Annotated in this window: 23 protein-coding genes; 12 read left to right on the forward strand and 11 right to left on the reverse strand. The window is 68.3% G+C overall.

Translation table 11 applies throughout. The features are described 5' to 3' along the window. A partial coding sequence (locus Q664_RS18735) for a WD40 repeat domain-containing protein (RefSeq protein WP_043397160.1) occupies positions 1 to 1,005 on the forward strand: 1,005 nt, incomplete at its 5' end. Here the strand turns inward: Q664_RS18735 and Q664_RS18740 are convergent. The 5 genes from Q664_RS18740 to Q664_RS59160 all read right to left on the reverse strand — a co-directional run bounded on the left by Q664_RS18740 (position 974) and on the right by Q664_RS59160 (position 6,606). After that, entirely contained in the window at positions 974 to 1,807 is an 834-nt protein-coding gene (locus Q664_RS18740) for an SDR family oxidoreductase (RefSeq protein ID WP_043397163.1), read from the reverse strand. The two genes, Q664_RS18735 and Q664_RS18740, sit on opposite strands and share 32 nt — an antisense overlap. A 16-nt stretch (positions 1,808 to 1,823) precedes the next feature. After that, positions 1,824 to 2,444, reverse strand: coding sequence for a TetR/AcrR family transcriptional regulator (locus Q664_RS18745; RefSeq protein ID WP_052518335.1), 621 nt, complete (start codon positions 2,442 to 2,444; stop codon positions 1,824 to 1,826). 60 nt (positions 2,445 to 2,504) lie between these two features. Continuing rightward, positions 2,505 to 3,335 carry an alpha/beta fold hydrolase gene (locus tag Q664_RS18750; RefSeq protein ID WP_043397166.1) on the reverse strand — a complete coding sequence of 277 codons (831 nt, stop codon included), beginning with the start codon at positions 3,333 to 3,335 and terminating at the stop codon, positions 2,505 to 2,507. A 174-nt stretch (positions 3,336 to 3,509) separates the two neighbouring features. Further along, positions 3,510 to 4,799, reverse strand: a complete 1,290-nt coding sequence (locus Q664_RS52315; protein WP_160174441.1) for an adenylate/guanylate cyclase domain-containing protein — start codon at positions 4,797 to 4,799, stop codon at positions 3,510 to 3,512. A gap of 43 nt (positions 4,800 to 4,842) precedes the next feature. Beyond that, positions 4,843 to 6,606 (reverse strand): hypothetical protein, encoded by a 1,764-nt coding sequence (locus Q664_RS59160; RefSeq protein ID WP_052518337.1) that lies wholly within the window; start codon positions 6,604 to 6,606, stop codon positions 4,843 to 4,845. A 158-nt stretch (positions 6,607 to 6,764) separates the two neighbouring features. Here Q664_RS59160 and Q664_RS18765 point away from each other — a divergent pair, with 158 nt between their 5' ends. From Q664_RS18765 to Q664_RS18775, 3 genes are all read left to right on the forward strand, one after another. After that, the gene (locus Q664_RS18765) at positions 6,765 to 7,316 is read left to right on the forward strand and encodes a hypothetical protein (RefSeq protein WP_152622192.1); all 552 of its coding nucleotides are present in this window, start codon (positions 6,765 to 6,767) and stop codon (positions 7,314 to 7,316) included. Positions 7,317 to 7,555: 239 nt separating this feature from the next. Then, positions 7,556 to 8,227: an MBL fold metallo-hydrolase gene (locus Q664_RS18770; RefSeq protein WP_043397169.1), complete on the forward strand. Its 672-nt coding sequence runs from the start codon at positions 7,556 to 7,558 to the stop codon at positions 8,225 to 8,227. A gap of 151 nt (positions 8,228 to 8,378) precedes the next feature. Continuing rightward, positions 8,379 to 8,834: a head protein gene (locus Q664_RS18775; RefSeq protein ID WP_152622193.1), complete on the forward strand. Its 456-nt coding sequence runs from the start codon at positions 8,379 to 8,381 to the stop codon at positions 8,832 to 8,834. Positions 8,835 to 8,967: 133 nt separating this feature from the next. On the opposite strand, the gene Q664_RS59165 is transcribed toward Q664_RS18775, so the two are convergent. Further along, positions 8,968 to 9,516 carry a hypothetical protein gene (locus tag Q664_RS59165; RefSeq protein WP_160174442.1) on the reverse strand — a complete coding sequence of 183 codons (549 nt, stop codon included), beginning with the start codon at positions 9,514 to 9,516 and terminating at the stop codon, positions 8,968 to 8,970. Between the two features lie 243 nt (positions 9,517 to 9,759). Here Q664_RS59165 and Q664_RS18785 point away from each other — a divergent pair, with 243 nt between their 5' ends. The 3 genes from Q664_RS18785 (at position 9,760) to Q664_RS54125 (ending at position 14,326) form a co-directional block, all read left to right on the forward strand. Then, positions 9,760 to 10,620 carry a DUF2381 family protein gene (locus Q664_RS18785; protein WP_043397177.1) on the forward strand — a complete coding sequence of 287 codons (861 nt, stop codon included), beginning with the start codon at positions 9,760 to 9,762 and terminating at the stop codon, positions 10,618 to 10,620. Continuing rightward, positions 10,617 to 12,467, forward strand: coding sequence for a serine/threonine protein kinase (locus tag Q664_RS52320; protein WP_052518339.1), 1,851 nt, complete (start codon positions 10,617 to 10,619; stop codon positions 12,465 to 12,467). The genes Q664_RS18785 and Q664_RS52320 overlap by 4 nt, the downstream gene beginning before the upstream one ends. 296 nt (positions 12,468 to 12,763) lie before the next feature. Continuing rightward, the gene (locus Q664_RS54125; protein WP_063934718.1) at positions 12,764 to 14,326 is read left to right on the forward strand and encodes a DUF3427 domain-containing protein; all 1,563 of its coding nucleotides are present in this window, start codon (positions 12,764 to 12,766) and stop codon (positions 14,324 to 14,326) included. Positions 14,327 to 14,349: 23 nt separating this feature from the next. Here the strand turns inward: Q664_RS54125 and Q664_RS18800 are convergent, their stop codons facing one another. Together Q664_RS18800 and Q664_RS59170 are read right to left on the reverse strand one after the other, a co-directional pair. Then, entirely contained in the window at positions 14,350 to 15,459 is a 1,110-nt protein-coding gene (locus Q664_RS18800) for a hypothetical protein (protein ID WP_043397179.1), read from the reverse strand. After that, positions 15,456 to 15,914, reverse strand: coding sequence for a hypothetical protein (locus tag Q664_RS59170; RefSeq protein ID WP_160174443.1), 459 nt, complete (start codon positions 15,912 to 15,914; stop codon positions 15,456 to 15,458). The genes Q664_RS18800 and Q664_RS59170 overlap by 4 nt, the downstream gene beginning before the upstream one ends. Between Q664_RS59170 and Q664_RS18805 the strand changes: the two genes are divergently transcribed. Then, positions 15,892 to 16,656, forward strand: coding sequence for a hypothetical protein (locus Q664_RS18805; protein WP_043397181.1), 765 nt, complete (start codon positions 15,892 to 15,894; stop codon positions 16,654 to 16,656). The two genes, Q664_RS59170 and Q664_RS18805, sit on opposite strands and share 23 nt — an antisense overlap. 54 nt (positions 16,657 to 16,710) lie before the next feature. Here the strand turns inward: Q664_RS18805 and Q664_RS18810 are convergent, their stop codons facing one another. The 3 genes from Q664_RS18810 to Q664_RS18820 all read right to left on the reverse strand — a co-directional run bounded on the left by Q664_RS18810 (position 16,711) and on the right by Q664_RS18820 (position 19,175). After that, the gene (locus Q664_RS18810) at positions 16,711 to 17,181 is read right to left on the reverse strand and encodes a hypothetical protein (RefSeq protein ID WP_043397184.1); all 471 of its coding nucleotides are present in this window, start codon (positions 17,179 to 17,181) and stop codon (positions 16,711 to 16,713) included. A gap of 3 nt (positions 17,182 to 17,184) precedes the next feature. Further along, positions 17,185 to 17,859, reverse strand: a complete 675-nt coding sequence (locus tag Q664_RS61005; protein WP_235216766.1) for a TIGR02269 family lipoprotein — start codon at positions 17,857 to 17,859, stop codon at positions 17,185 to 17,187. An 845-nt stretch (positions 17,860 to 18,704) separates the two neighbouring features. Further along, a complete protein-coding gene (locus Q664_RS18820; protein ID WP_043397186.1) occupies positions 18,705 to 19,175 on the reverse strand; it encodes an SMI1/KNR4 family protein in 471 nt (156 codons plus the stop codon). Positions 19,176 to 19,276: 101 nt separating this feature from the next. On the opposite strand from Q664_RS18820, the gene Q664_RS18825 reads away from it, so the two are divergent. The 4 genes from Q664_RS18825 to Q664_RS18840 all read left to right on the forward strand — a co-directional run bounded on the left by Q664_RS18825 (position 19,277) and on the right by Q664_RS18840 (position 23,281). Next, positions 19,277 to 19,906, forward strand: coding sequence for a YdcF family protein (locus Q664_RS18825; protein WP_043397188.1), 630 nt, complete (start codon positions 19,277 to 19,279; stop codon positions 19,904 to 19,906). 123 nt (positions 19,907 to 20,029) lie between these two features. Next, entirely contained in the window at positions 20,030 to 20,956 is a 927-nt protein-coding gene (locus Q664_RS18830) for a DUF2167 domain-containing protein (protein WP_052518340.1), read from the forward strand. Positions 20,957 to 20,987: 31 nt separating this feature from the next. Beyond that, the gene (locus tag Q664_RS18835) at positions 20,988 to 22,148 is read left to right on the forward strand and encodes an App1 family protein (RefSeq protein WP_043397190.1); all 1,161 of its coding nucleotides are present in this window, start codon (positions 20,988 to 20,990) and stop codon (positions 22,146 to 22,148) included. Positions 22,149 to 22,279: 131 nt separating this feature from the next. Beyond that, entirely contained in the window at positions 22,280 to 23,281 is a 1,002-nt protein-coding gene (locus tag Q664_RS18840) for a hypothetical protein (RefSeq protein WP_235216767.1), read from the forward strand. The last annotated feature ends 75 nt before the right edge of the window (positions 23,282 to 23,356 follow it).

The following is a 23,356-nucleotide window of genomic DNA, read 5'->3' on the forward strand; positions in this document are numbered from 1 at the left end:
CCGGTGATGCTCGCGGGCCCGGAGGGAGAGGTGGGAGCCGGGGCCTTCAGTCCGGACGGGGAGCGGGTGGTGACGGCCTCGAGGGCGGGGACGGTGCGGGTGTGGAGGGCGGACGGCACGGGCGAGCCCGTGGTGCTCCAGGGCTACCTGGCGATGCTGTGGCCCGCGAAGCTGAGCGCGGACGGGGAGCGGGTGCTCACCAAGTCCCAGGAAGGGTCGGTGCGGGTGTGGAGGGTGGACGGTGCGAGCGGGCCCGTGGTGCTGCGCGGCCATGAGGAAGAGGTGTGGTCCGCGGAGTTCAGCGTGGACGGGCAGCGGGTGCTCACCCGGTCGCAGGATGGGACGGCGCGGGTGTGGAGGGCCGACGGCACGGGCGAGCCCGTGGTGCTCGCGGGTCACACGGGAGGAGTGAGGGCCGCGGAGCTCGGCGCGGACGGGCAGCGGGTGGTCACCGTGGCCGAGGACGGGACGGTGCGCGTGTGGCGGGCGGACGGCACGGGCGAGCCCGTGGTGCTCATGGGTCCGGAAGCGCAGGTGGAGCTCGCGGCCTTCAGCGCGGACGCACGGCGGGTGCTCACGGCCTCACGGGACGGAACGGTGCGGGTGTGGAAGGCGGACGGCACGGGCGAGCCCGTGGTGCTCCAGGGCCATGAAGGGCGGGTGGAGCGCGCGGCCTTCAGCGCGGACGGGCAGCGGGTGCTCACGGCCTCCGAGGACGGGACGGCGCGGGTGTGGCGGGCGGATGGGACGGGGGAGCCGCTGGTGCTCGGTGGACCCGAGGGAAGAATGGAGCGCGCGGCGTTCAGCGTGGACGGGGCTCGGGTGCTCTCGGTGGGGGAGGACGGGACGGTGCGCCTCTGGACGGTGGGCACGGCCCTGCTCCAGGCCCTGCTGCGCGAGGCCGTTACCGGAAGCCTGACGCCGGAGCAGCGCCAGCGCTACCTGCTCGAGACTCCGGAGGAAGCCCGGGCCGTCACATCCAACAGGCCTGGTGGTCCTGGATGAACTGACGCATGGAGATGGGTGCTCGTCCCAGCAGTGTCTGGGTTTCGGGCGTCACGGTCCCCGCGAGCCCCAACCGGCACACGGTGTAGATGCCCGTCATCACCGCGATGAAGGCAACGGGCTGCTTCCGCCGGTACCAGCGCAGGGCGAAGCGCAGCGCCCCGGGCTCCGGGTAGCGGATGGGCCGGCCGAGCACCTCGGTGAAGAGCGTGGCCACCTCGGCGTAGGTGAGGGCCTCGGCGCCGGTGAGGTCATACGCCTTGCCCTCGTGTCCGTCCTCCAGCAGCGTCCGCGCGGCCACGGCGGCGATGTCCCGCGCGTCGATGAAGCCCGTGCGCCCCTTCCCCGCGGGGACGAAAATCTCGTGGTGCTCGCGGATGTCGTCGCGGTGGGTGGTGCTCAGGTTCTGCATGAAGAAGCTGGGGCGCAGGAAGGTATGCGGCAGCCCGGCTTCCAGGATGAAGCGCTCCACGTGGGCGTGGGGCATCCTCGGGTTCTTCTCCACCCCGAGCAGCGACAGGAAGACGACGTGCCGCACGCCCGCGTCCTTCGCCGCGCGCACCACGGGCAGCAGGTGCCGCTTCACGTCCGAGACGGTCGGCGGACGCAGGAGGAACAGCTTCTCCACCCCCTCCAGCGCGGACGCATGGGTGGCCGCATCCTCGAAGTCGAAGCGCACGGCCCGCGTCCCCTCGGGAGCCCGCTTCCCCTCGCGCGAGGCCACCAGCACCCGCGCACCACCGGCCACCAGGTGCTCCACCAGCGGCGCGCCCACGTTGCCCGAGGCCCCCGTGACGAGCACGCGCGGGCCCCTCGGCTCAGCGGCTCCGCTTCCCATTGCCCGTCCCGGGCGCCACCCCGCGCCAGAAGGTGTCCACCATGCGATCCAACCAGGGATCCTCCGCCTCCGTGGGCACGGTCTCGTTCGTCATGTGGGCCAGGAAGTGGCGGTACTGCAGGCCCGCCAGGAAGAGGCTGGCCATCACGCTGGGGTCTCCCTCGCGCAGCCGGCCCTGCTCCCGGGCCCGGCGGAACCAGCCCGCCATCGCCAGGAAGGCGCGCGCGGGGGCGGACCCCTGCTTGTCCTCGCCACCCCTCAACTCCTCGGGCGTGAGGCCCGCCTCGCGCAGCACCGCGAAGGCCGGCACCATCCTCCGGAAGAAGGTGTCGATCGCCTCGGCGATCTCCCTCAGCTGCACCGTCAGCTCGCGCTCGTCCGGCCCCTCCTCCACCAGGGGCAGCCACGGCGGCGCCTGCCCGATGGAGAACGCCGCCTTGAGCAGCTCCCGCTTGGTGCCGAACCGCTTGAGCAGCGCCGGCCCCGACACCCCCAGACGCGCGGCGATGACCTCCGTGCTCACCGAGGCACCGTGCTCGATGAAACACGCCCGGGCCGCTACCAGAATCTCCTCGTCCAGGACCTGTCGGGGACGCCCCATGACTCCACTCGTTGATTGGTTAGCTAGTGCTAACTAACTAACTCCCCGAGGGGGTTGGAATCAAGTGGGCGGGGGGGCCAACCTGGCAGGATGGGTACCCAGGGTCGAGTCGAGGAACCGGCCGATGCGGGCGGCCATGTCCTCGGGGAGCTCCAGCAGGGGGAAGTGGCTGCGGGCGGGGAGCTTCTGCACCTGGAACCAGGGGTGCGAGGAGGCGAAGGAGCCCTGGGCCTCCAGCCAGGCCTTGTCCTCGGGCTGGGCGTAGAGGTGGAGGGTGGGGACGGGGGGCGAGAGGGTGGCGAGCGCCTCCAGCGGGCTGCCGTAGCGCGAGTACACCTTCTCTATCTCCCGCCCGCCGCGCTTCCACATGTCCTCGCCGAAGGAGCCCATGTCGTCGCGGACGAAGCGCACGACGTCCGGCGAGCTCACGCCCTGCAGCCACAGGGAGAAGAGCCCATCGCGGGCCTGCCTCCACTGGGAGGACTGGAGGGCCTGGACGGCCTGGAGGAAGGGCGGGGGCGGCTCCAGCACCAGCCAGTCCAGGAGCACCAGGGCGGGGATGCGCGAGCCGAGCTGGCGCCGCAGCTCGAGGGCCCACCAGCCGCCGTGGGACAGGGCCACGGGCACCACCTGGCGCGCGCCGCTGGCGTCGATGACGGCGCGCAGGGTGTCCACCACGGCGGTGTTGTCGAAGTCGGGGCCGGGCTGCTGGGACTCGCCGTGGCCGGGCAGGTCCACCACCAGCGCGCGGTGGAGCATGGAGCACCACGGGACGAGCTTGCGGAACACCTCGCGGCTGGTGCACCAGCCGGGGATGAAGAGCAACGTGGGCTCTCCCTGCCCCACGTCGTCATAACGGATGCGAGCCCCACCCACGCGCGTCTCGGCCATGTGTCTCCCCCCGGCGGCTCGCGACACGTTCCGGCCGCCATGGGGACGAGTCATGCTCCGGGAGGGCCCCTGGAGGACAGGGGACGGTGGTGCGGTAGGGCTGTCGGCTGGCGGTCAATGCCGGGTTGCGCATGCGCCCTCTCCCTCTGGGAGAGGGCGGGGGGTGAGGGTCGTTCAGGCGGCCTGGCGCGAGTCTCGCTCGGGCACGCCGAACACCTCGAGCTGCTGGACCCGGCCCTTCACCACATGGGCGCCGAGCGGCTCGAGGGACTCTTCCCCGCCGAGGGCCTCGCGGCACTCGCGGGTGAGGAGCAGGGAGCGGCCCAGGGCCTTGGTGAGATCCTGCACGCGCGAGGCGGTATTCACCGTGTCGCCGATGACGGTGTACTCCTGGCGCTGGGCGCCGCCCACGTTGCCCACGACGGCCTCGCCGCGGTGCAGGCCCACGCCGATGCTCAGGCCGGGGAACTCGCCCTGCTCGCGCATGCGGGCGGCCTCGGCGAGCATCTCGCGCGAGGCGGCCAGGGCGCGGCGCGCGTCGTCCGGCTGGTGCGTGGGCGCGCCGAAGACGATGAGCATCCCATCCCCGAGGAACTTGTTCACCAGCCCACCGTGGGCCGCGACGATTTCACACATGCGCCCGAAGTAGAGGTTGAGCAGCCGCAGCGTCTCCTCGGGGGGCTGGGACTCGGCGAGCCGGGTGAAGCCGCGGATGTCGGTGAAGCAGACGGTGACGGCGCGGCGCTCGCCGCCCTCGGGGAGGTTGCCGGAGAGCAGGTGCTCCATGACCTGCTCGCTCACGTGCATGCCCAGCAGGCCGCGCACGCGCTCGCGCTCCACGGCGCTCTCGGTGAGGCGCATGAGGAAGGAGCGCATGGAGCCGCTGGCCACCATGCCGAGCGCGCCCATGGTGACGAGGAAGACGGCCTTGGCGAGGGTGACGTAGAAGTCATACGCGCCGGTGGCGAGCATCTCCGGGGAGGCGGCGGGGCGCAGGACGAAGTGGATGACGGCGACGAGCTGGGTGGCGGCGGCGAGGCCGGCGAAGAGGCAGAGGCGGGGTTGGAGCCGGGGGGTGGCGAAGGCGACGCCCACGGCGTAGAGGGCGGGCCCGCCGGCGGACAGGGCGAAGACGGGGCCGTTGACGCCCAGGTCCAGCAGGGCGACGACGGTGCCCATGGACACGTCGACGAGCGAGGAGGCGTAGCGCATCCACGGGCGGAAGCGGCCGGTGCGCAGCAGCAGCGAGACACAGGAGTACCAGAGGAGGTACCCCACGGTGGCGCGGAGGATGATGGAGGGAATCTGCGAGCCGGCGAACCAGGCGACGAGCACCAACGCGGTGGCGATGAAGCCCGCGCTGGTGGCGACATGGGCCACGCGCGCCTCCATGTGCCGGACGGTCTCCCCGAGGACGGCGTCGAAGCCATCGGGGGCGGGGCTGGAGCGGGGGGAGGCGCGCATGCGGAGGGCAGGATAGCGCCTGGAGGGGAGACGCGGCAGGCCGTCAGCGTTTGGGGGTGGAGCCCACGGCCGCATCCAGCTCGGCCTGGAAGGCGCGGTGGCGGCGGAATCCCTCTCGGAAGCCGGCGAGCAGCAGGTTGCCGCGTGCCTGCTCGCCGTGCAGCCAGAGGACCTCGGCCGCGGCGGCGAGCAACCGGGCGGCCTTGCCGTAGCTGCGCCGGTGCTGGCGGCTGACGATGGTGCTCGAGCGCTTGCGGGCGAGCTCCAGACACCACTCGAGCAGCCGCTCCCGCTCGGCGGGCTCGAGGGTGAGGGCGGGGAGGGCCTCGGCATAGGCGCGGGCGAGCCGCTCGCCGAGGGCCTCGTCGTGGCGCGCGCCGCCCGAGTACCAGGCGCCGGCCCGGGTGCCGGACTCGAGCGCCTGACGCCAGAGCGCGTCCACGTTGCGGGGCAGCCGTGAGAGGGATTGGCCAGACAGGAGGACGAGGAAGGCGGGCACCACGAGCCCCTGGGGGTTGTCGCCGAACGTCCACCCGAGCGCGTTCTCCTTCGCGGCGAGCACGTGGGCGGCCTCCCAGTCATGGGCGAGCAACCAGGCCTGGGCGAGCAGCCGGCGATCGACATGAGCGGGGACGTCGAGGGAGTCCTCGGCGTCGGGGAGGGCGGCCATGGAGCCGGAGGGGGCGCGGGGTTGCTGGAGGACGGACTCGAGGTGGCGGGCGGCCCGGCGCAGGAGGGGCTCGCGTTCGGACTCGGAGGGGAAGGTGTCGCGGAGCTCGAGGAGGCGGGAGAGGGTGGGTTGGGAGACGAAGGCCTCCCAGCGGGCGGAGCGGACGGTGTCGGGCTGGCCGAGGCGCTCGGCGGCGGAGGCGAGGAAGGTGGCGACGGTGGCGCGCAGGGGGAGGGAGGCGGGGAGGACGGCGAGGGCCTCCCGGGCGGTGGTGAGCACGGCGAGCGGTGGGCCCTCGCGCTCGAGGGCGGAGAGGAGCTCCACGAAGGCGCGGGGGTGGCGGGAGGGCTCGGAGAAGGCGAGCTCGCGCAGGCCGCGGGTGCCCTGGGAGAGGCGGATGGCCTCGCGCAGCCAGGCATCGGCCTCGGGGCCCTCCTGCTGACGGAGGAGGGCGCTCCAGTCACGCAGGAAGAGCTCGAAGCCGGGGAGGGGCTCGGAGGAGATGTCGAGCCACTCCTGCACGAGGGGCCGGTGAGGGTGGGGGAGGAGCTGGCGCAGGGAGAACATCTCCTCGAGGAGGACGGGGGCGCGCTGTGCGGGGGGAGTGGTGAAGTAGACGGCGCGGAGGTAGCGGGCGCGGGCCTCGGGGAAGTCGACGTGGGAGAGGTGCTCGGGGCCGGGGCCGCGGCCCTCGTCATCCGTGTATTGGAGGAGGGAGAAGAGGGCGCGATAGGCCTCGCGGGCGAGGGGATGGTGGCCGCGCTCGGAGGCTTCCTGGGCGCGCTGGAAGAGGGAGGTGAGGGGCTCGAGGAACCCGGCGTAGGGGCCGAGGGAGTCGTTCTCGGGCCAGAAGTCTTCCCATTCCCTGGCTTTCTCCGGGAGGGAGCGGGCCAGCTCGGAGATGTCCTCGAGCAGCGCATGAGAAGGGAGCGCCGCGTGGGCGCTGGGGTCGAGGGGAGCGCGGAGGAAGTGGAGGAAGGCGAGCCGCTCGGAGGAAGGGACGCGGCTGGCGAGGAGGCGGAGGAGGGCGCGCAGCTCCTCGGGGGAGAGAGCCGCGAGCCGCGCGTCGACGGCCTCACGGAAGTCCTTGAGGGGCAACTTCTCCACGGGAGGATGGGACAGGTCGACTCCAGCCATAGGTCATCAGAAGATGACCTCGGCGGTCACGTTCGGCTACCCCGGGGTTGCTCGGCTGGCTCCTGGCCGTCCCATGATGGAGGCCCGGGCGGAGTCGATGATGGAGAAGAAACTGCTCTGGGCAGTTCCCCGACCTGTTGGTGAAATGAGGTGACACCGTGACACATCCGCGTTTGGAAGAGCTGGAGGCGAAACTCCAGGAGGCCCGAGCCATCGGAGGGGCCAATCAGGCCAGCCCGGAGCAGTTGAGCCTGCTGCGCGCAGTGGCCAGGGAATGTCCCGCGTTCACGCCCAATCTCCTGGAACTCGCCCGGCTGCTGTTGCTGAACGAGGAAGTTGGGGTGAACGCGGATGCGGCCTTTGCGGAGATCCAGCGGCTTCTGGAGCAGGCGGTCCGCGGCTCGAAGCGCAATCCCGTCGCGATTCTGGAGCTTGCTCACTTCCTGGATACCTTCCGCAATGCTCCTCGAGAGGCGGAGAAGCTCTATGAAGAAGGGGCGGCGGGGGCATTGAAGCTGGTCGAGGAGTCGTGGACGGCACTGCTCGACCTCTGGACAGGAGAGAACACCCGGGAATCGTTGGTGAAGGCCTTGGAACTCGCCGAGTTGGCGGAGAAGGTCTTTCCCGAATCTGGAGACATCATGCTCGCCGTGGTGACAGCGAGGAACTACGCCGCCCGAACTGGCCTGATCGACACAGAGGAGGCGTGACTGGGGGGGGTGATGGCGCGAGTCACGTGAGCCGGGGTCATCCCGCCATGTAGGGGCCGAGGGAGTCGTTCTCGGGCGGAGTATCCTCTCCAGCCATGGGGGTTGACCAGAAGATGGCCTCGGCGGTCATGTCCGGCCACCCGGAGTTGCTCGGCTGCTGCGGGGTCCATCTGCTGGACGAAGCCCGAGGATCACGCTTTACCGAGCGTCCGCCTGGTGGTTGTGCGAGTTTCCAGGCCATGACCTTCGACCATTTGAGGTTCATCGAAGTCGAGCTCCAGATGCCGCTCATGAAGCTTCCGGTGCGCACGAGCCTCATCGAGCTCGAGCGGGCACGGGTGCTCTGGTCCCCGGCCTCTACACTCACCGAAGCGCAGCTGCGTGACATGGGAGAGGTCACCGACATCATCGCGCCCAACCTCCTGCATGGCGGCGGAATGAAGGCCGCCGCGGCGGCCCACCCGCGTGCACGCCTCTGGGGCCCGGTGGGCATCAAGGAGAAGTTCCCCGAGCTTTCGTGGCACGGAATCCTGGGAGTGGACGCCTGGCCATACGACGACGAGCTTCGTCACGTGGCCCTTCGAGGAATGCCTGACTTCAACGAGAGCGTGTTCCTGCACCACCGCTCGAGGGTGCTGCTCGTGAGCGACCTGGTCTTCAACATCGACGAATCACAGTCACGAGGCATTGGCCCCTGGCTGATACTGCATCTGTTCGGCACGTATCGCCGATTGGGCGTCAGCCGCCTGTTCCTGAAGCAAGTGAAGGATCGAGCTGCGTTTCAGGAGTCCATCGAGCGGATTGCCGCGCTCGATTTCTCGCACGTCGCTCCCGCGCATGGACGCGTGGTGTCGGAAGAGGGAAAGCAGAAGCTGCTCGCCGCGCTGCGCGAGCGGGGCTACACGGCCTGAGGCGGGTTTCGATGGCTCCTCACCTCGCGGCGGTGTCGTCATGACCATCCACGAACTCATGCTTGAAGTGCAGGGTCTCCTCGGGCGGACCCTGCGGCGTGCTCAGTCCACTGAGGAAAAGGAACTCTTCAGGGTCGCCGCTGCGGCGCTCATGTTCATCTCGGAGACCGGCACGGTCCACTCGTTCGAGGACTACCTCCAGTTCCGCAAGGAGGCTCCACCCTACGCGGTGGCGGCTTTCAAGACCCGCGAAGAAGCGGATGTCTGGCTGCGGCATCACCCCGCGCCTCCTCACGGCACTTTCGTTCTGATCGCGGACGAGTACCACATCGTCATGCATGTCCGAGAAGTCGATGACCGGCAGCTCTTTCCTCATCCCATCCTCGAGGGCTACCGCGAGCAGCTTCAGCAGGCGGTTCTTCCCGGCACCCTTCCTTCCTTCGAGACGCGCGGGGAGGCGGAGGCGTGGTTGAAGGGGCAGCCCGAGCCGCTCCAGAGTGCCTTCATGGTGATCGCGGGCAGACGTCATGTGGCGCTGTATCACCGCCATCTCGACCATTACTCCATCCACCTGCTCCCCGAGCCGGGGCCCGGCCTCTCGGGTTGAATGGGCGGGGAACGGTGCTGCCTGCTGGCTCCTTGCCGACCTTGATGGATGCGCACGCGGATGGGGAGCGTTGTCCTGGCATCTGAAAAGAAGACGAAACCCTTCCGGGTTGACCTCTGAACCTATGTCAATTTCAGCGGAATACCTGCTTTCTGTTGCTCGGAACTACTGGCGTTCGGACCATGAGTTCGATGGCAAGCTGGAGAGGAGCCCCGAGCTGGAGAGATTCCAGGGGTTGTGAGAAGAGAAGCTCGAGAAGATCGATGAGTGGTGGGTGCTCCATGACGAACTCCGGGCAGCGTTGCCCCACTTGAAGATCGGGGATGCTACAGCCACCGTTGATGCCTGCTTCCGCTGTCTCGTCTATGCGGACCAGCAACTCGTGTCTGAGGACCCGGAGAATGAGCCTCGGTCTCGCTGCTGGGCCGTTGTCGGCTGCGTCAGCATTCTGGCACCTGTGTATACGGTTTATGGCGTGCAGTACGACTACAAAGGTCGGGAATGGATCGCTCGGAGGGTCTTTTTCGATCCGTTGCCACCTGAGATGCGGGCTCCCGCGGAGGTCGTTGCCAGGAAGCTCGAGGAGCTGTTCGGGGTAGAGGCCCTCCCTCGCGAAATAGCCGAGTCCCGAATCCCGCTGATCGTGGAGCGACGGGAGCCGCCTGATACCACGCTCTTTCATGCGCTCTTCACGAGCCGTCCCGAGAGCGTGCCTCTCTAGCGGACGGCTGAAGGAAGGAGCCTGCGAGCCGCGCGCCGCCCGGAGCACCAGGCGCGTGCACAGTCGAAGACGGAAGGAACGCCCTGGGCGGTGGAGCGGAGGTGATGGCGCGAGTCACGTGAGCCAGGGCGACCGGGCAGGTCGAGCAGTCCTTGCCCGGACAGGCGGGCTCCTCTACCCTGCGGCCCTCCCCATGGAGTCCGCGTGCGCCCACGTCCCTGGTCCGTCCTGCTCTGGGTCCTCCTCCTGTCCACGGCGGCCACGGCGCGGGAGACGCGGCAGGGGACCGTGCTCGTCGCGGGACACCCGGAAGGAGCGCCGCCCGTGCTCTACGTGGCCGCGCGGGTGTCCACGCTGTTGGACTTCGAGGGCCTGCTCGAACCGCGCGTGGCCCTGACGCCCGAGCTGGGCGAGCGCCTCGTGGTGCTTCCCGTGGGAGCGCGCTCGTTGGTGGTGGTGCCCGTGCGCGACCTGGCGCGGGGAGAGCGCGTGCTGCTGCCGGTGACGGGGCGGACGGAGGCCGGCGAGCCCCGAGCGCTGACGCTGGTGCTCGTCACCCGGGAAGACGAGGTGGACGTGCAGGTCCAGGTGTCCCTCGGGATGAGCGAGCCCCGGGCGCCGGAGGCCGCGGCGGAGGGGGAGGCGGGCACGGTGGCGGGGATGCTGCTCGCGAGCCATGAGCCGGGGGCGGGCCCGGGGCCGTCGCTCGTCATGCCCGGCGAGGGCCTGATGCTCACACGCGCTGGCGAGGTCGAGGGGCGGCTTGAATCCGTTCTCCGGATGGAGCGTAGACGTCTCTTCGTCACGGTGACGGTCAGGTCCAAGACGCGACCCCTCCGTCCATGGCGCCTTGGCCGGGCCCGGGTGGAGGCGGGATGCTGGAAGGAACGCACGCGGGCGAATGTGGCGCTCCCCGTCGTCGTCACCTCCGTCATCTCTGGGCCACGAGAGCAACGCCACACCCTGGCGGCCTGGCTTCCGGAAGGGGCCGGGTGTCTGTCATTGACCCTGGAGGAGGACGGTCCCCGGACACTGCACCTCCAGGACTGGAGGCTGCCTCCATGACGAAGCTCTTCCATCCGGATCTGATTCAACCCGGAGACATGGTGCGGCACTACCGGGTGGTGAGCCGCCTCGGGAGCGGTGGTTTCGCGAACGTCTTCCTGGTGGATCACGGGGGACAGCTCTACACGCTGAAGATCGCGGCCCGCCCACCGGGGGACGAGGACGAGGCCCGGGAAGACGAGCGGGCCTTCCGGGAGGCGATCTCCCTGGGGCACTTCCGGCACCCCAACCTGTTGACCGTCCGCGAGCTGGGCCGCTGGCCGGAATTGCAAGGGGGCCACTTCTTCTTCGTCACCGACTACGTCCCTGGCTCCACCTTCAATACGTGGCGCTGGAGGACGCAGGCTCCGTTGAGGCGCTTCATCCGGGTGCTGGTCGAGCTGCTCCTGGTGATGGCGGAGCTGCACGAGCGCGGCGTGTGCCACCGCGACATCAAGCCCGACAACGTCCTGGTGGGGGAGGGCGATGACAAGCCGTTCCTCATCGACTTCGGCGCGGTGTTCCTGCCCGGGGCGTACACGCTGACGCGCGAGCTCCCGCCGGTGACGTTCCACAACATGCCGCCCGAGGTCGCCGCCTTCCTGCGAGGGGGAACGTGGGAGGAGGGCGCGCACTTTCCCGCGAGTCCCGCGGCGGATCTCTACGCCTTCGGCGCCCTGCTCTACGAGGCGCTCACGGATTGCCACCCCTTCAACCCGCGCTTGCCGTTGGACAAGCTCTTGCTCGCCATCGAGTTCGTCCCGCCGGTGGAGCCCGGCCAGTTGGAGCCCCGTGTACCGCCGGGCCTGAGCAGCCTGGTGATGAGGCTCCTGGCCAAGGACCCGGCGCAAAGGCCCCCGAGCGCCCGGGCCGTCCATGAGGAGTTGATGCGGTTGTTGGACGGCGAAGGGGACACGGAGGCCTGGACGGAGCCGTATGCCTTCGCCACGGAGGAGGGCGCAGCGGCTCCACCCGGAGCGTCCCAGTCCGAGGAGGCGACGGGCACGCGGGAGGTTTCCGAGTCACCCCCATTGTCCGAGAGCGCCGCTCCGGCGGCCTCTGTCGCTGGGACGGGTGGCGAGGAGCGGGACGCCGGGGGGCCTTCCGGGATGCGGAGGGGACTCGCCGTGTTCGCCGTCGTGTTGCTCCTGATCGGGATAGCGTGGGGCTTCGGCCGCACGGTGTTCGCGTCCGCCCTGGAGGCGGTGTGTTCCGGCGCGGCATCCACTGCGTTGGTTCCACCAGCGCCTTCCGAGAAAGGATGCGAAGCCTTGCTCTTCACCCCACCGAAGTCCTTCCGCGAAACCCACGCGCTGCTGTGTGCCGCCTCGGTGCAATTCCTGGCCTGCTCGGGGGCACCGGTGCGCCCCGATACTGGAGGTTTCCTGGAGCAGTGCCCTCCCGAAGCCCGTCAGACTGCCGCGCGGGCGGGCTTCGCGCAGATGCCCTTCACGGATGTCGAGTTGGTGACGGGGGTGGACGTTGGCACTGAGGCGAGCCCGGGCATGCTCAATGTCAAGAGTGGACCCATGGAGGGATGGATGTTCCTGCCCAAAGATGAGCGGAGCTACCGGGTGACGGGTGAGGCGAAGGTGTTCCAGAAGCGGTTCTACGTGCGGTTCGACCGGATCTACCTCGACGCGCTCTACCCGACACGCGGCATCGTCCCGTCCCCTATCTGTGCGGTCGTCGTGAGCGAGAGGGAGCCGACGAAGAAGTTCGGGGTGCTGACGTACGAGATCGACAAGCCCATCGGGGCCGAGATCGATCCCTCCAAGGTGGTGTATCGCGGCGCCGACGCCGCCATTCTCAACGGGCAGTTGTTGGACGTTTACGTCCAGCTCCCCGGCCGCCAATATCCGAGGTAGGGCCGTGAGTTCCTGAGCGCGTCTCTCGGAACGCTCGGAACTCAGAAGGAGTGGGACGTGCTCTTGCCGAGCGCGGTGCCTACTCGCTCCTACGACATCGCCTGATGAGGGGCACTGCCAGCGAAGCGTCATTCGCTGGGGATGTGCTCGCCGCGCCCATGGAAGGCCAGGGGCTCGGCCACCCATGAGTGGTCGGCGAGGTCCTTCCCGCCGGAGCGGAGCGCGGGTAACAGGATATACTGGGGTGGATCCCCGGTTGAGGACTCAGGGGGTCTTCGAGGGGGCCACAGCGGTTCATGACGGATTTCTTCATCAGCTACACCCGAGTCGACAAAGCGTGGGCGGACTGGGTGGCATGGGTGCTCGAGGAAGCGGGCTATTCCGTCGTGCTGGACACCTGGGATTTCCGCCCGGGTTCCAACTTCGTCCTCGCCATGGAAGAGGGCCTGGCGAAGTGCGAGCGCATCATCGCCATTCTCACGCCCGCCTATGTTCAGTCGGACTACGGCAGGGCCGAGTGGACGGCGGGGATGGCCTCGGACCCCACCGCGATGCAGCGCAGGGTCATTCCCGTGCGAGTCGCCCCCTGTGAACCTCCCGCCCTGTTGCGCTCCATCCTCTATATCGACCTCGTGGGACTTGGGGACGAGGAGACGGCGCGCAAGAGGCTTCTGGAGAGCGTGACGAACCGGCGCGCGAAACCCGAGAAGGCGCCATCGTATCCGGGAGCCGCGCATCACCGGGCCGCGCCCCATCATCCGGTGTTTCCCGCGGCAGCCTCGTCACGAGCGACGTCGCCGGCTCCATTCGTTCCGCGTCTCCCCACGAAGGTGACCGACCTCGAAATCCGCCGGTTCATGCAGGAGAGCTTCAAGGGCATCCGCGCGTACTTCGAGGAGGGTCTCGCGGCGCTCGAGCGTTCCGACGCGCGGTTCGACACCGAGTTCCTGCAGGTTCACTCCTTGAAGTTCGTCGCGGAGGTGTACGTCGACGGGAACAAGCTCTCCAGCGCGAAACTCTGGCTCGACTCCTCGCTGGGGGCCGGACTGCAGATGGGTTACGCGGAGGGAACGGGGTTCAGCCTCGAGCAGGATACTCAGTTCAACGAGGTGCTCGCGGTGGCTCCTGATGAGCAGGGGCTCCACCTGCGGGCGCTGATGAGCGCGGCCTATTTCGGCTCGGCGATGGAGCATCTCGATCCAGAGCGGATGACGAGCCAAGAGGCCGCCGAGTACCTGTGGCGGCGCTTCGTCGCGAGGATCGCCCCCGAGTCGGGTGCGGTTTCACGGAGCACCCCACCCCGGGGCAGCCGTCCGCGGGTCAACCCGGGTGTGGTCGCCGACGAGCAACTGGACGAGGACCGCAAGCCGCGTTCAGGGGAAAAGCCCAAGGCGGCGAAGCTCAAGCGGTGGCAGGAGTACTTGCGTGAGCAGATCCCTCCGTTCTTTGGATTGGAGTTCTCCGAGGCTCGCTGGCACACGGGTTTCGTTCCGTTCGCGGAACACGGGCAAGTGTTCCTGCTGGTGACGCTCGAGAAGCGGACGATGGCGGAGAGCTTTCAGTACGCGGACCACTTCATCTCACCGAGCCTGTTTCAATGGCAGAGCCAGAACCGGACGACTCAGCAAGGGAAGCACGGACAGCTTCTGAGGAACCACGTGGCGGAGGGGGTGTCCGTGCACCTGTTCGTGCGTGCGGAGAAGAAGCTGCGCTCCGGTAACGCGGCCCCTTTCATCTACTGTGGCCCGGTGCGTTTCGAGTCCTGGAAAGGCGAGGAGCCCATCACCGTCATGTGGAGACTCGATGAGCCCGTTCCCACGCGGCTGCGGGAGGTGCTGAAGGTGCCATCGGAGCCGTAGTGGCTGGACGAGCACCATGCTGGTCATGGGTGTTCTTGGAGCTTCACCTGCAACTCGACTGCGAATAGCCCTGGGTCGAGCTGTAGGCTGTCAGCCGCGACTCTCTCCGGCAGCGCGTTGAGCGTTTCGATGAGGCGCTCGGCGACCGCCTGGATGCCGGTCAGGATGCGGAGCTTGGGTGTTGCGCTCTCGATATCGTACAGGCGCGCGATACGGCAGTTCTCCCTTGTTGCCGCGAAGAGCAGCTCGGAGAGTGTCATGTGTATTGGCCGCTCGAAAGACGCGCGCGTCGCCCTCACATGGAGGAAGACAGGTGGTGCACCCGAGATCCATCTGGCTGAGTGTACTTCGTAGTCGTATGCCGAGCGTGGGAGTGCTTGCGAAACCCACTGGAAGTCGTCACCCACATGCCCAGTGGCGGTGAGCCAAGCTCCGAAGAGTTCCTCTCCTCGCTGACGAGTCTCATCGGCGGCGAGAAGGCGCCTGTGCCAGTCTTCGGGTGAGAGGATGTCCGTCTGGCTGGGAGCGTGTGCACCGGTAGAGGTGGGAGCGTCGGTGCCGAAGAGGACATCTTCGATCGTGTCGCCAGAGATGAATGCATCGAGTGGGTGCTGCCTATCCGGGTATGCGCCCGTGGTGCTGGCGCGCAGATGGGCCAGGGATGTCTCCGATACCTTGAGCATGGCGTGCTTGGCGGGAAGTTCGAGGTGCTGGGCGATGACCGCGTGCAACTCGGCATCCTCAGCAGCCGATACGAGGGTGAGCGTCACGGCTCGTGGCCGTTCGTTCCCCTCGAAGGCCATGATGGCGAAATCATTCTCCACGAGCTTGCCATAGCGACCCGGCTCCTCCTCCGGTTCATGGATGGACTCACCTTTGATGTGCCAGTTCCCTGAACCTAGCGAGCGCATTGCCATTCGTGTCAGCCGGTGCGCTGGCCTTGCTCCGGGGCCAACGATGAGCAAGGGAAATAGCACTTGGCCATGAGAGAGCTGGAGCCCAGGGTAGAACCTCTCGATGAAGATCTCGTGATGGAGACTGATCGCTCGCTGGTTGGAGCGCATCGAGTGGACCTTGAAGAACGACAGGTCTGACCATGTCAGTACCTTGATGGCGATCTTGGTTCCGCTCATGGTAGAGGGTACACCACGCCAACCGTCGCCTTGTCCAGAGTGACGTAATAAGTGGGGTGGTTTCTGGTGGACATGCAACAAAGCCAGGTATTGCTTGCCTCTCGACTTCGCACCCTCGGGCAAGGCGAAGCTCCTCCATGAAAGCGCCGAGTCAGACCTACAAGGCCCTCACGCAACCGCTTCACATCGACGCCGTCGGGCCTGACGGCAAGAAGCGGCCGATTCAGCTCTTTCCGAAGGTCGGGGCCCTCAAGGACCCCGGGCTGGAGGCGTTCAAGGTCTACTTCCCACACTTCCTCGGGAATCGGCGCGGCGGCGATCTCCTGACTCCAGAGCTGGGCACGTCCCTTCACGCGCTGCTGGAAACAGAGGATGAGCAGCAGCGCGCTGCAATCGTCCGCCGCGTGGCGCGGGAAGAAATCCCGGAGACCTTTGGCAGGTACCTCGGCGCGCACGGTGCGCGTCTCCCTGGAGCTGAAGCCGCACGGGGCCGGGTGGGTGTCGTGGAGTTGCGAGGTGCACTTCGCCGCGCGAGAGGAGGGCAGGGGCGAGGGGGAGGCCAGGCCGCGTCCGAGTCCCGAGGCGATGAAGGACCCCCGGGCCGCGGAGCTCCTCCGCATTGCACGGCACTACTACCCGGCGGGCTACCCCGCGTGGGAGGACGACGATGAGGCGCCCGAGCCCGCCTATCGGCGGACGCCCGAGTATCAGCGGTGGCGCGTGCTCCGGGAGCAGACCTGGGAGGATTGGAAGCCATGGGATGATTTGCTGGCGTGCGCACGGTCCGCCTTCCCCGGGCACGAGGTCTGGGATGTGACGCATCCCTCGCTGGATGCCTGCTCCCGCTGCTGCGTGTATCTGGAGCAGCCGTTGCCAGAGGGTGGCCGTGCCATGACCCGGGTGGTGGGGGCCGTCTCCATCCTCGCGCCGCTGTACCTCGTCTACGTGACCACGCAGTGGCCAGGTCCCGACACGACGGCGATCCGGTCGCGGCTCGACTTCACGCCTGACGGAGAGGCGAAGGACTCCGCGGACACGCTGGCCCGGCTCATCGAGCAGGCGTTCGGCTACCGGCCCTTCCCGATGGAACTGGCGGATATCCCCCTGCCGGAGCTCCGGGTCGAGTCGCTGCACGAGTCCGCCACGCTCCTCGGCGCCCTCTTCGCGGACCGGGGCACGCTGGCCAACCTGCCCTGAGCGGGGGGAAGTGCCCTCCGGCGTAACCGGGTGGAACGGTCATGACCCTGTACTTCAGGCTTCTTCGTCGGGGAGGAGCGTGAGCAGCAGCTCGTCATCGGGCCCGCGCGGGAGCCATCCAGGAGGAGGCGGCGTGGCGAGGAGCAAATCACCGACCTCGTCAACGCGCTGCTTATGGGTTTCAGGCGTGTAGGAAAACCATGTACCGAGCGCCACGGCCACCTTGAGGCGATGGGCGTCGTCCAGCACGGCCGGCCAGCCGTTGGGGAGTGCTTCCGCCAGTTCGCGCACGAGCAGGCTGCGCACCAGGCGCGTGAGCTGCTTGCGCCGCTCCGCCTCGGCCAACAGTCCGCCGAACACCTGCACGCCCGCGATGTCGTCCGGCCCCAGCTCCTCGGCCAGCGCCACCAGCGAAGCGGTGGGGCGTGCCTCGGCGAAGGCGGTGAGCGAGTCGTAGCCCCGCTCGCGGACCCGCTCGTACAAGCGCACCCTCCAGTGACCCTCCCAGGATCGTCCGTCGGTCATCGCTCACTTCCCTCGACATCGGACGAAGTTCATCGGGATGTCGTAGAACCTCATACGCTTCGCGACGATCTCCAGGATCGTGTTCCGCGTCAACATCTGGCCGGCCCTGGACTCCGCTTTGAGCAGCGCATCCATGAGCATCTGATTCCACTCGCCGGGCCATTGGCGCCCCAGCTTCCAGTTTCCACCGCCGTGAATGGCCTGGTGGGTGGCCTGCTGAAGTGTGACGCAGAACCTCTCGATGCTCATCTTGCCGGTGAAGCCGCGCTTCTCGAACCACGCGCGGTGCTCCTTCGGCATGACGTGGTGACGTGGCGGCTCGGCCATACCGGCGCCTGTCTTGCCCGTCACGCGCATGGCCCGCACCTCGGGCGCATCGCCCAGTGCGTCGCGCACGCCCCTCGGGAGGTCGTCGTGCCCCTGCGCCATCATCACCTGGCCGGCCTGAATCCGCACCGCGGCGCTGACGGCGGGCAGGGAGAGGACGCCCGCGCGCACCAACTGACGCATCATCTCCACCCACTCGGCGGACACCACCAGCCGCGTCCCCATCATCACCCCGTTGGGGCCCACCATGAGGTTCACGCCGAGCACGGCGGGAGTCGCCGCGCGCAGCGCGGGCAGTGTGAACTTCAGCGCCGACAGTGTGGTGAGCGCCTCCAGGGACTCCTTCAGCACCAGCGCCGTCTCGAGGACCTTCGCCCCCCTTGTGTATGGCCTCGAGGAGTGCGGACAGCTCTTCGGTGAGGTGGCCTACCAGGGCGGGCATGTCCTCCTCCGCTGACTCCACCTGCTCCGGCTCCAGGGAAGCGAGGGCGGACATGGAGGGTTCCAGCATCTTCTGCCAGTGCTCCAGCTTCACGTACAGCGTCTCCACGCTGTAGAGGCGCCGGGAGAGCGCGGCGTCGGTGAGGTGGAGCAAGTCAACCCAAACGGCCAGTAGCAGGGAGCCCATCATGGCGGCCTCCAGCCGCGGGCCCGCGAGGCGCAGCAGGGCGAGTTGCATGTCCGGGTCCTCCACCTCCGACGCCTCGGCGGCGAGCTGCGTGGTAGCGGAGAGCTCGGCGTCAATCCACCGCAGCTGCGCTTCGCCATGATCGACGTAGCGGACGAAGAGGCCGTTGCCCGCACCTGCGATGCCCAGGTCGCTGGCCCTGAGTCTGGAGATCTCGCCGGAGATGCGGTGGGTGTACTCGGACACCTCGCCCACGCCCTTACGAAAGGCCAGGTGGGCCGCGAGCGCGTTCCGCCACACAGTCGCGTCGGCAGGTGCCTCGGGCCCAGGATGATTGGGTGGCTGGGAGCCGAGGACGAGCGGCGACTTCTCGCCCGTCCCTCCGGCTACAGAGGGCCCGGTGGTGCCTTGCGGAGTGTAGCGCAGGTGCCGCCCCGGGCCAGGCGGTGGCGTCAGCGATACACAGGCGTTGGACAGGAGGGCCAGGGCAAGCAGCATCCCCGTCCCCTTCACCCTTGATGAGTCAGCGCGCATTGTTCACCCCCACAGCCCCATGGTTGTAGAGGACTCAGTCCCTTTTCAGCCAGTAGAGGCGGCCACCGCTGCGCAGGGCGCGCTCGAGGAAGTCGGAGAACGAGCGGGCGATGGGCTTGTTACTCCCTGGCTCCGTGAACGTCTCGTGGAAACAATCGAGCAGTGGGTAGCACCCGTTCTCGGCCGTGCTCGTATCGAGCGCGACGTAGTCTCCATCCCCTGTGTCGCAGACGACATACCAGGAGGTGGGTCCATGGTCGTCTGAGTCCCTCCCAAGAATGGCCACCCTGGCTCGGACAATCTCGGAAAGGGGAAGGATGCGATAGATTTCATCATCGCGCTTGAAGAGGCGTGCGCCATTGCAGTGCAGGTAGAATGCACGCAGATCCGGATCCAGCCGCCAGCCGGCGCGATGCTCGAATTCTTCGATTTGAGACGGTGAGGCTGGAGGATTTGGGAAATGCTGCCTGGAGAGTTCTTCGAGCAGTAGTCCATCCATGGACATGGGTCTACTCCGAATATGGCCAGTAGGGTCGGCGACGTCCCGTTGGGTCGTGCCCAACCTCCTCCCGGACATGCGGCCACCCATGACGTAGCCTGCGCCCCATGCCTCCGCTCGCTCTCCGGAAGGGGCCTGGTGCCTTCCGCAAATGGCTCTTCGTGGGCCTCGGTGTCGCCACCTTCGGCCTCTATGGCGTGGCCTTCGTGGTGGACCGCTTCGGCCAGCACGAGCGCGCCGTCCCCTCCGATGTCCTCGTGGTGCTCGGCGCCCGCGTCCTCCCCGGCGGCCAGCCCTCTCCCGCACTCCGCGCTCGCATCGAGAAGGCCGTCGAGCTCTACCACCAGGGACTCGCACCCCGGCTCCTCTTCTCCGGCGGCGTGGGCGTCAACCCTCCCGCCGAGGCCCACGTCATGCGCGACCTCGCCGTCAGCCTCGGCGTCCCTCCCGACGCCTGTCTCCTCGAGGAGCAGAGCCACTCCACCGAGCAGAACGCCCGCTTCTCCTCCGCGCTGCTGCGCTCGCTCGGCGCCCGGCGTGTCCTCGTCGTCTCCGACCCCTACCACCTCCTGCGCGCCCGCCAGTACTTCCGCCTCCACGGCTTCGAGGTGGCCACCAGCCCCGCCTTCCTCACCGAGCGCAACCTGCGCTTCGTCGATCGCGTCTACTGGACCGTCCGCGAGGCCGCCGCCCTCCTCCTCCATCCCCGCGTGCTCCTCGCTCGCAAGCCCTCCTGAGTCCCACTCCCGGGACTGTCTTCCTCCGCCCGTGTCTACCGGGGGGGTGGGTTGTGTCCGCCCGTCCCGGACGGCTATACCGCGCCGCCATCTCCCCGCTGTCGCCTGAAGAGAGGCCGAGCGATGCGCATCGCCTGGAGTTGGACTGTCGCCGCCGTGCTGTTGCCCCTGCTGGTGTGGGCCGCCCCCCATCCCTCGCAGGACTCCGAGCCCGTGGCCCAGGAGGAGTCCGGGCCCGCGTTCAACTGGCAGCCCGGTCCCCGCCAGGTGGAGCTCGGCCATGAGCTGACGTTGGACCTGCCCGAGGAGCACGTCTTCCTCGAGAAGGCCGAGGCCGCGAAGCTGCTCGAGATGAACGGCTCCTTCCACAACGACAACCTGCTCGGCGTGGTGACGTCCAAGGACGAGTCCTCGTCGTGGGTCGTCATCGTCCGCTACGAGGACGAGGGCTACATCAAGGACGACGAGAAGATCGACGCCCAGGAGCTCCTCACCGCCATCCAGGAGGGCACCGAGGAGGCCAACAAGGAGCGCGTGGAGCGCGGCTTCAAGCCCCTGCACGTGAAGGACTGGTCCGAGGCCCCGCACTACGACAAGGCCCGTCACCACCTCATCTGGGCGTTGGAGGCCTTCTCGGACAATGGCACCTCGGTGAACTACAGCACGCGCGTGCTCGGCCGCCGCGGCTATGTGTCCATGAACCTCGTGGTGGACCCCGAGGGGCTCGCCCAGAGCAAGCCGCACATGGCGAAGCTGCTCGAGAGCACCCGCTTCAACCCGGGCGCGCGCTACGAGGACTTCCAGGAGGGCACCGACAAGGTCGCCGAGTTCGGCCTCGCGGGCCTGGTGCTCGGTGGCGCCGGCGTGGGCGCCGCCAAGCTGGCCAAGGTGGGAGTCCTCGCCAAGTTCGGCAAGTTCTTCGTGGCCCTCCTCGTCGCCGGCAAGAAGGCCCTCATCCCCCTGGTGCTGGCCCTGGGCGCCCTCGCCTCCAGGCTCTTCGGTGGGAAGAAGACGGAAGCGGCCCCTCCCCCCGCCAATCCGGGCGAGTAGTCTCGCGAGCCGCTGGTAGACTCCGGCGGCCATGTCCCGGAAGCCTCCACATCCCCTCGTCAGGCTCGCCTTCCACGTCGAGCACAACGTCGAATCCTGGGGCTGGCGCGTCCGGCGCAAGCTGGGGCTGGCGCGTCCGCCGCGCATCCTGCCGTACCGCGGCTACGGCTCCTCCCGCCAGTGTGTCATCAAGGCCCGCGTGCTGGAGAACCGGCACGTGCGTCCGCCCTGGAAGCGCCACACGCTGCTGGGCAGCGCCATCGCCTCGTGGAAGCGCTACAACACCGTGGAGATTCCCCGCGCCCGCGTGCTGGCCCGCTGGGGTGAGCACCGCTGGGAGGGCACCACCGACGAGGAGGGTTTCCTCGAGCTGTGGGTGGAGCCTCCCCCCGAGGCGAAGGCCGGCTGGAATGACGTGGAGCTGGAGCTGCTCTCGCCCTCGCCCGAGGGGGTGGAGCGGGTGCGCGCCCCCGTGCTCCTCGCCGGCGCCGAGGCCCAGTTCGGCGTCATCAGCGACATCGACGACACCGTCATCGTCACCAACGTCACCAACTTCCTCAAGCGCGCCTGGACGCTCTTCCTCACCGAGCACCGCACCCGTCTGCCCTTCGAGGGCGTGGATGCCTTCTACGAGGCCCTCCACCAGGGCAGCACCGGCGCGGCCCTCAATCCCATCTTCTATGTCTCCTCCAGCCCGTGGAACCTCTACGAGCACCTGGACGAGTTCCTCGGGCTGCACCGGATTCCCTCCGGGCCGCTGCTGTTGCGCGACTGGGGCCTGAGCCGTACCGGCTTCGCGCCCGGCGGTGGGCACGGGCACAAGCTGGAGAAGATCCGCGGGCTGATGAGCACGCTCGAGTCGCTGCCCTTCATCCTCATTGGCGACAGCGGGCAGGAGGACGCCGAGCACTACCGCACCATCGTCCGCGAGTTCCCCGGCCGCATCCGCTGCGTCTACATCCGCAACGTGTGGCACCGCGCGGGGCGCGAGAAGGAGCTGGCCTTCATCGCCGCGGACATCCGCGCCGCCGGCAGCGAGATGCTCACCGTGGATGACACCGTGACGGCCGCCCGCCACGCCGCGAGCCAGGGGTGGATCCGCTGGCAGGAGGTCGCCGAGGTCCAGGCCCACCAGGCCGAGGACGTCCAGGCGCGCACCCTGCTCGACAAGCTGGACCGCGAGCACGGCTGAGCCTCGCGCCCTCCCCGGGTGGGGACTCCCGGCACATGGTCGATGCATCCAGTATCGCGGTGTTTCTCCCATGTTGCTTGAATTCCGCGAATACCCATGCCACACCCCGGCACCCCCCAACCCCGAGGTGGATGATGATGGGTCGCAAGTTGATGGAGACGCTGCTCGTGCTGCCGGTGGCGATGCTGGCCGCCTGTGGTGGTGACGTGGCCGGGACGGAGCAGGCGGTGGAATTGGGCGAGAAGGCCCAGGGCGTGCTGTACGCGCCGCCGGCGCCGGCCAGCGGCAACATCCTGGACGCCACCACGAACCTGGGCCCGGTGACCCTGGGCGGCGCGGTGCAGACGTACTTCACCACGAACCCCCAGTACTACTCGTTCAAGGTGCAGGTGCCGGCCAACTCGCTGGTGGGCCTCGAGGTGACGCACCTGGGCAGCTCCATGTACCTGGACACGGGCCTCTTCGTGTACGGGCCGAGGAACGCGGCCGGCAGCTATGGCACCACGGTGCTCGCGCAGGACGATGACGCGGGCTATGGGCAGCTGAGCAAGCTGTCGTCGGTGGCGCTGACGCAGGGCGGCGAGTACCTCGTGGTGGTGAGCTCCAGCAATGGCTCGGGCAAGCAGTTCCGCCTGCAGACGTCCTGCGCGGGTGGCGCGTGCACGTCGCTCACGCTGCCTCCGGCTCCCTCGGGCTACCAGCTCACGCTGTCGGAGCAGTCCATCTCCTCGCAGCTCCAGTCGACGCTGGCCACGGGCGAGGCCGCGTATTCGTATACGTCGGGCTCGCTGCGCCGGTTCGATTTCGCCTGGCCGTACTCGGGCGAGCCCACCCTGGCCCAGGCGGACGCGGCGGTGCTCGGCATCCAGGACTATGACTATTCCTACGGCGGCGTCACGGGCACCACGCTCACGTATGCCCAGCTCTACGGCTATCTGTATTCGGAGTTCCAGCCGCTCCACGCGCAGATCCTCTCCACGTATGGCAATGGCGTGGAGAACGTGCAGGTGATGACGCACTACTACACGCGCCTGGTGGCTCCCGGAGCGTCGGGCTGGTTCCGGCTCAACGTCATCCTCTTCCCGCAGTCGAAGAAGATCATCGTCTTCGAGCAGACGGCGTACGAGACCTGAGTCGCGCAGGCTCCCTCTCCCCCCTGGGAGAGGGCGGGGGGTGAGGGTCGTTCCCAGGGTGTCCGGGAGAGGAAG

Origin of the sequence: Archangium violaceum Cb vi76, from assembly GCF_000733295.1 — a bacterium.
Taxonomy (GTDB): domain Bacteria; phylum Myxococcota; class Myxococcia; order Myxococcales; family Myxococcaceae; genus Archangium; species Archangium violaceum.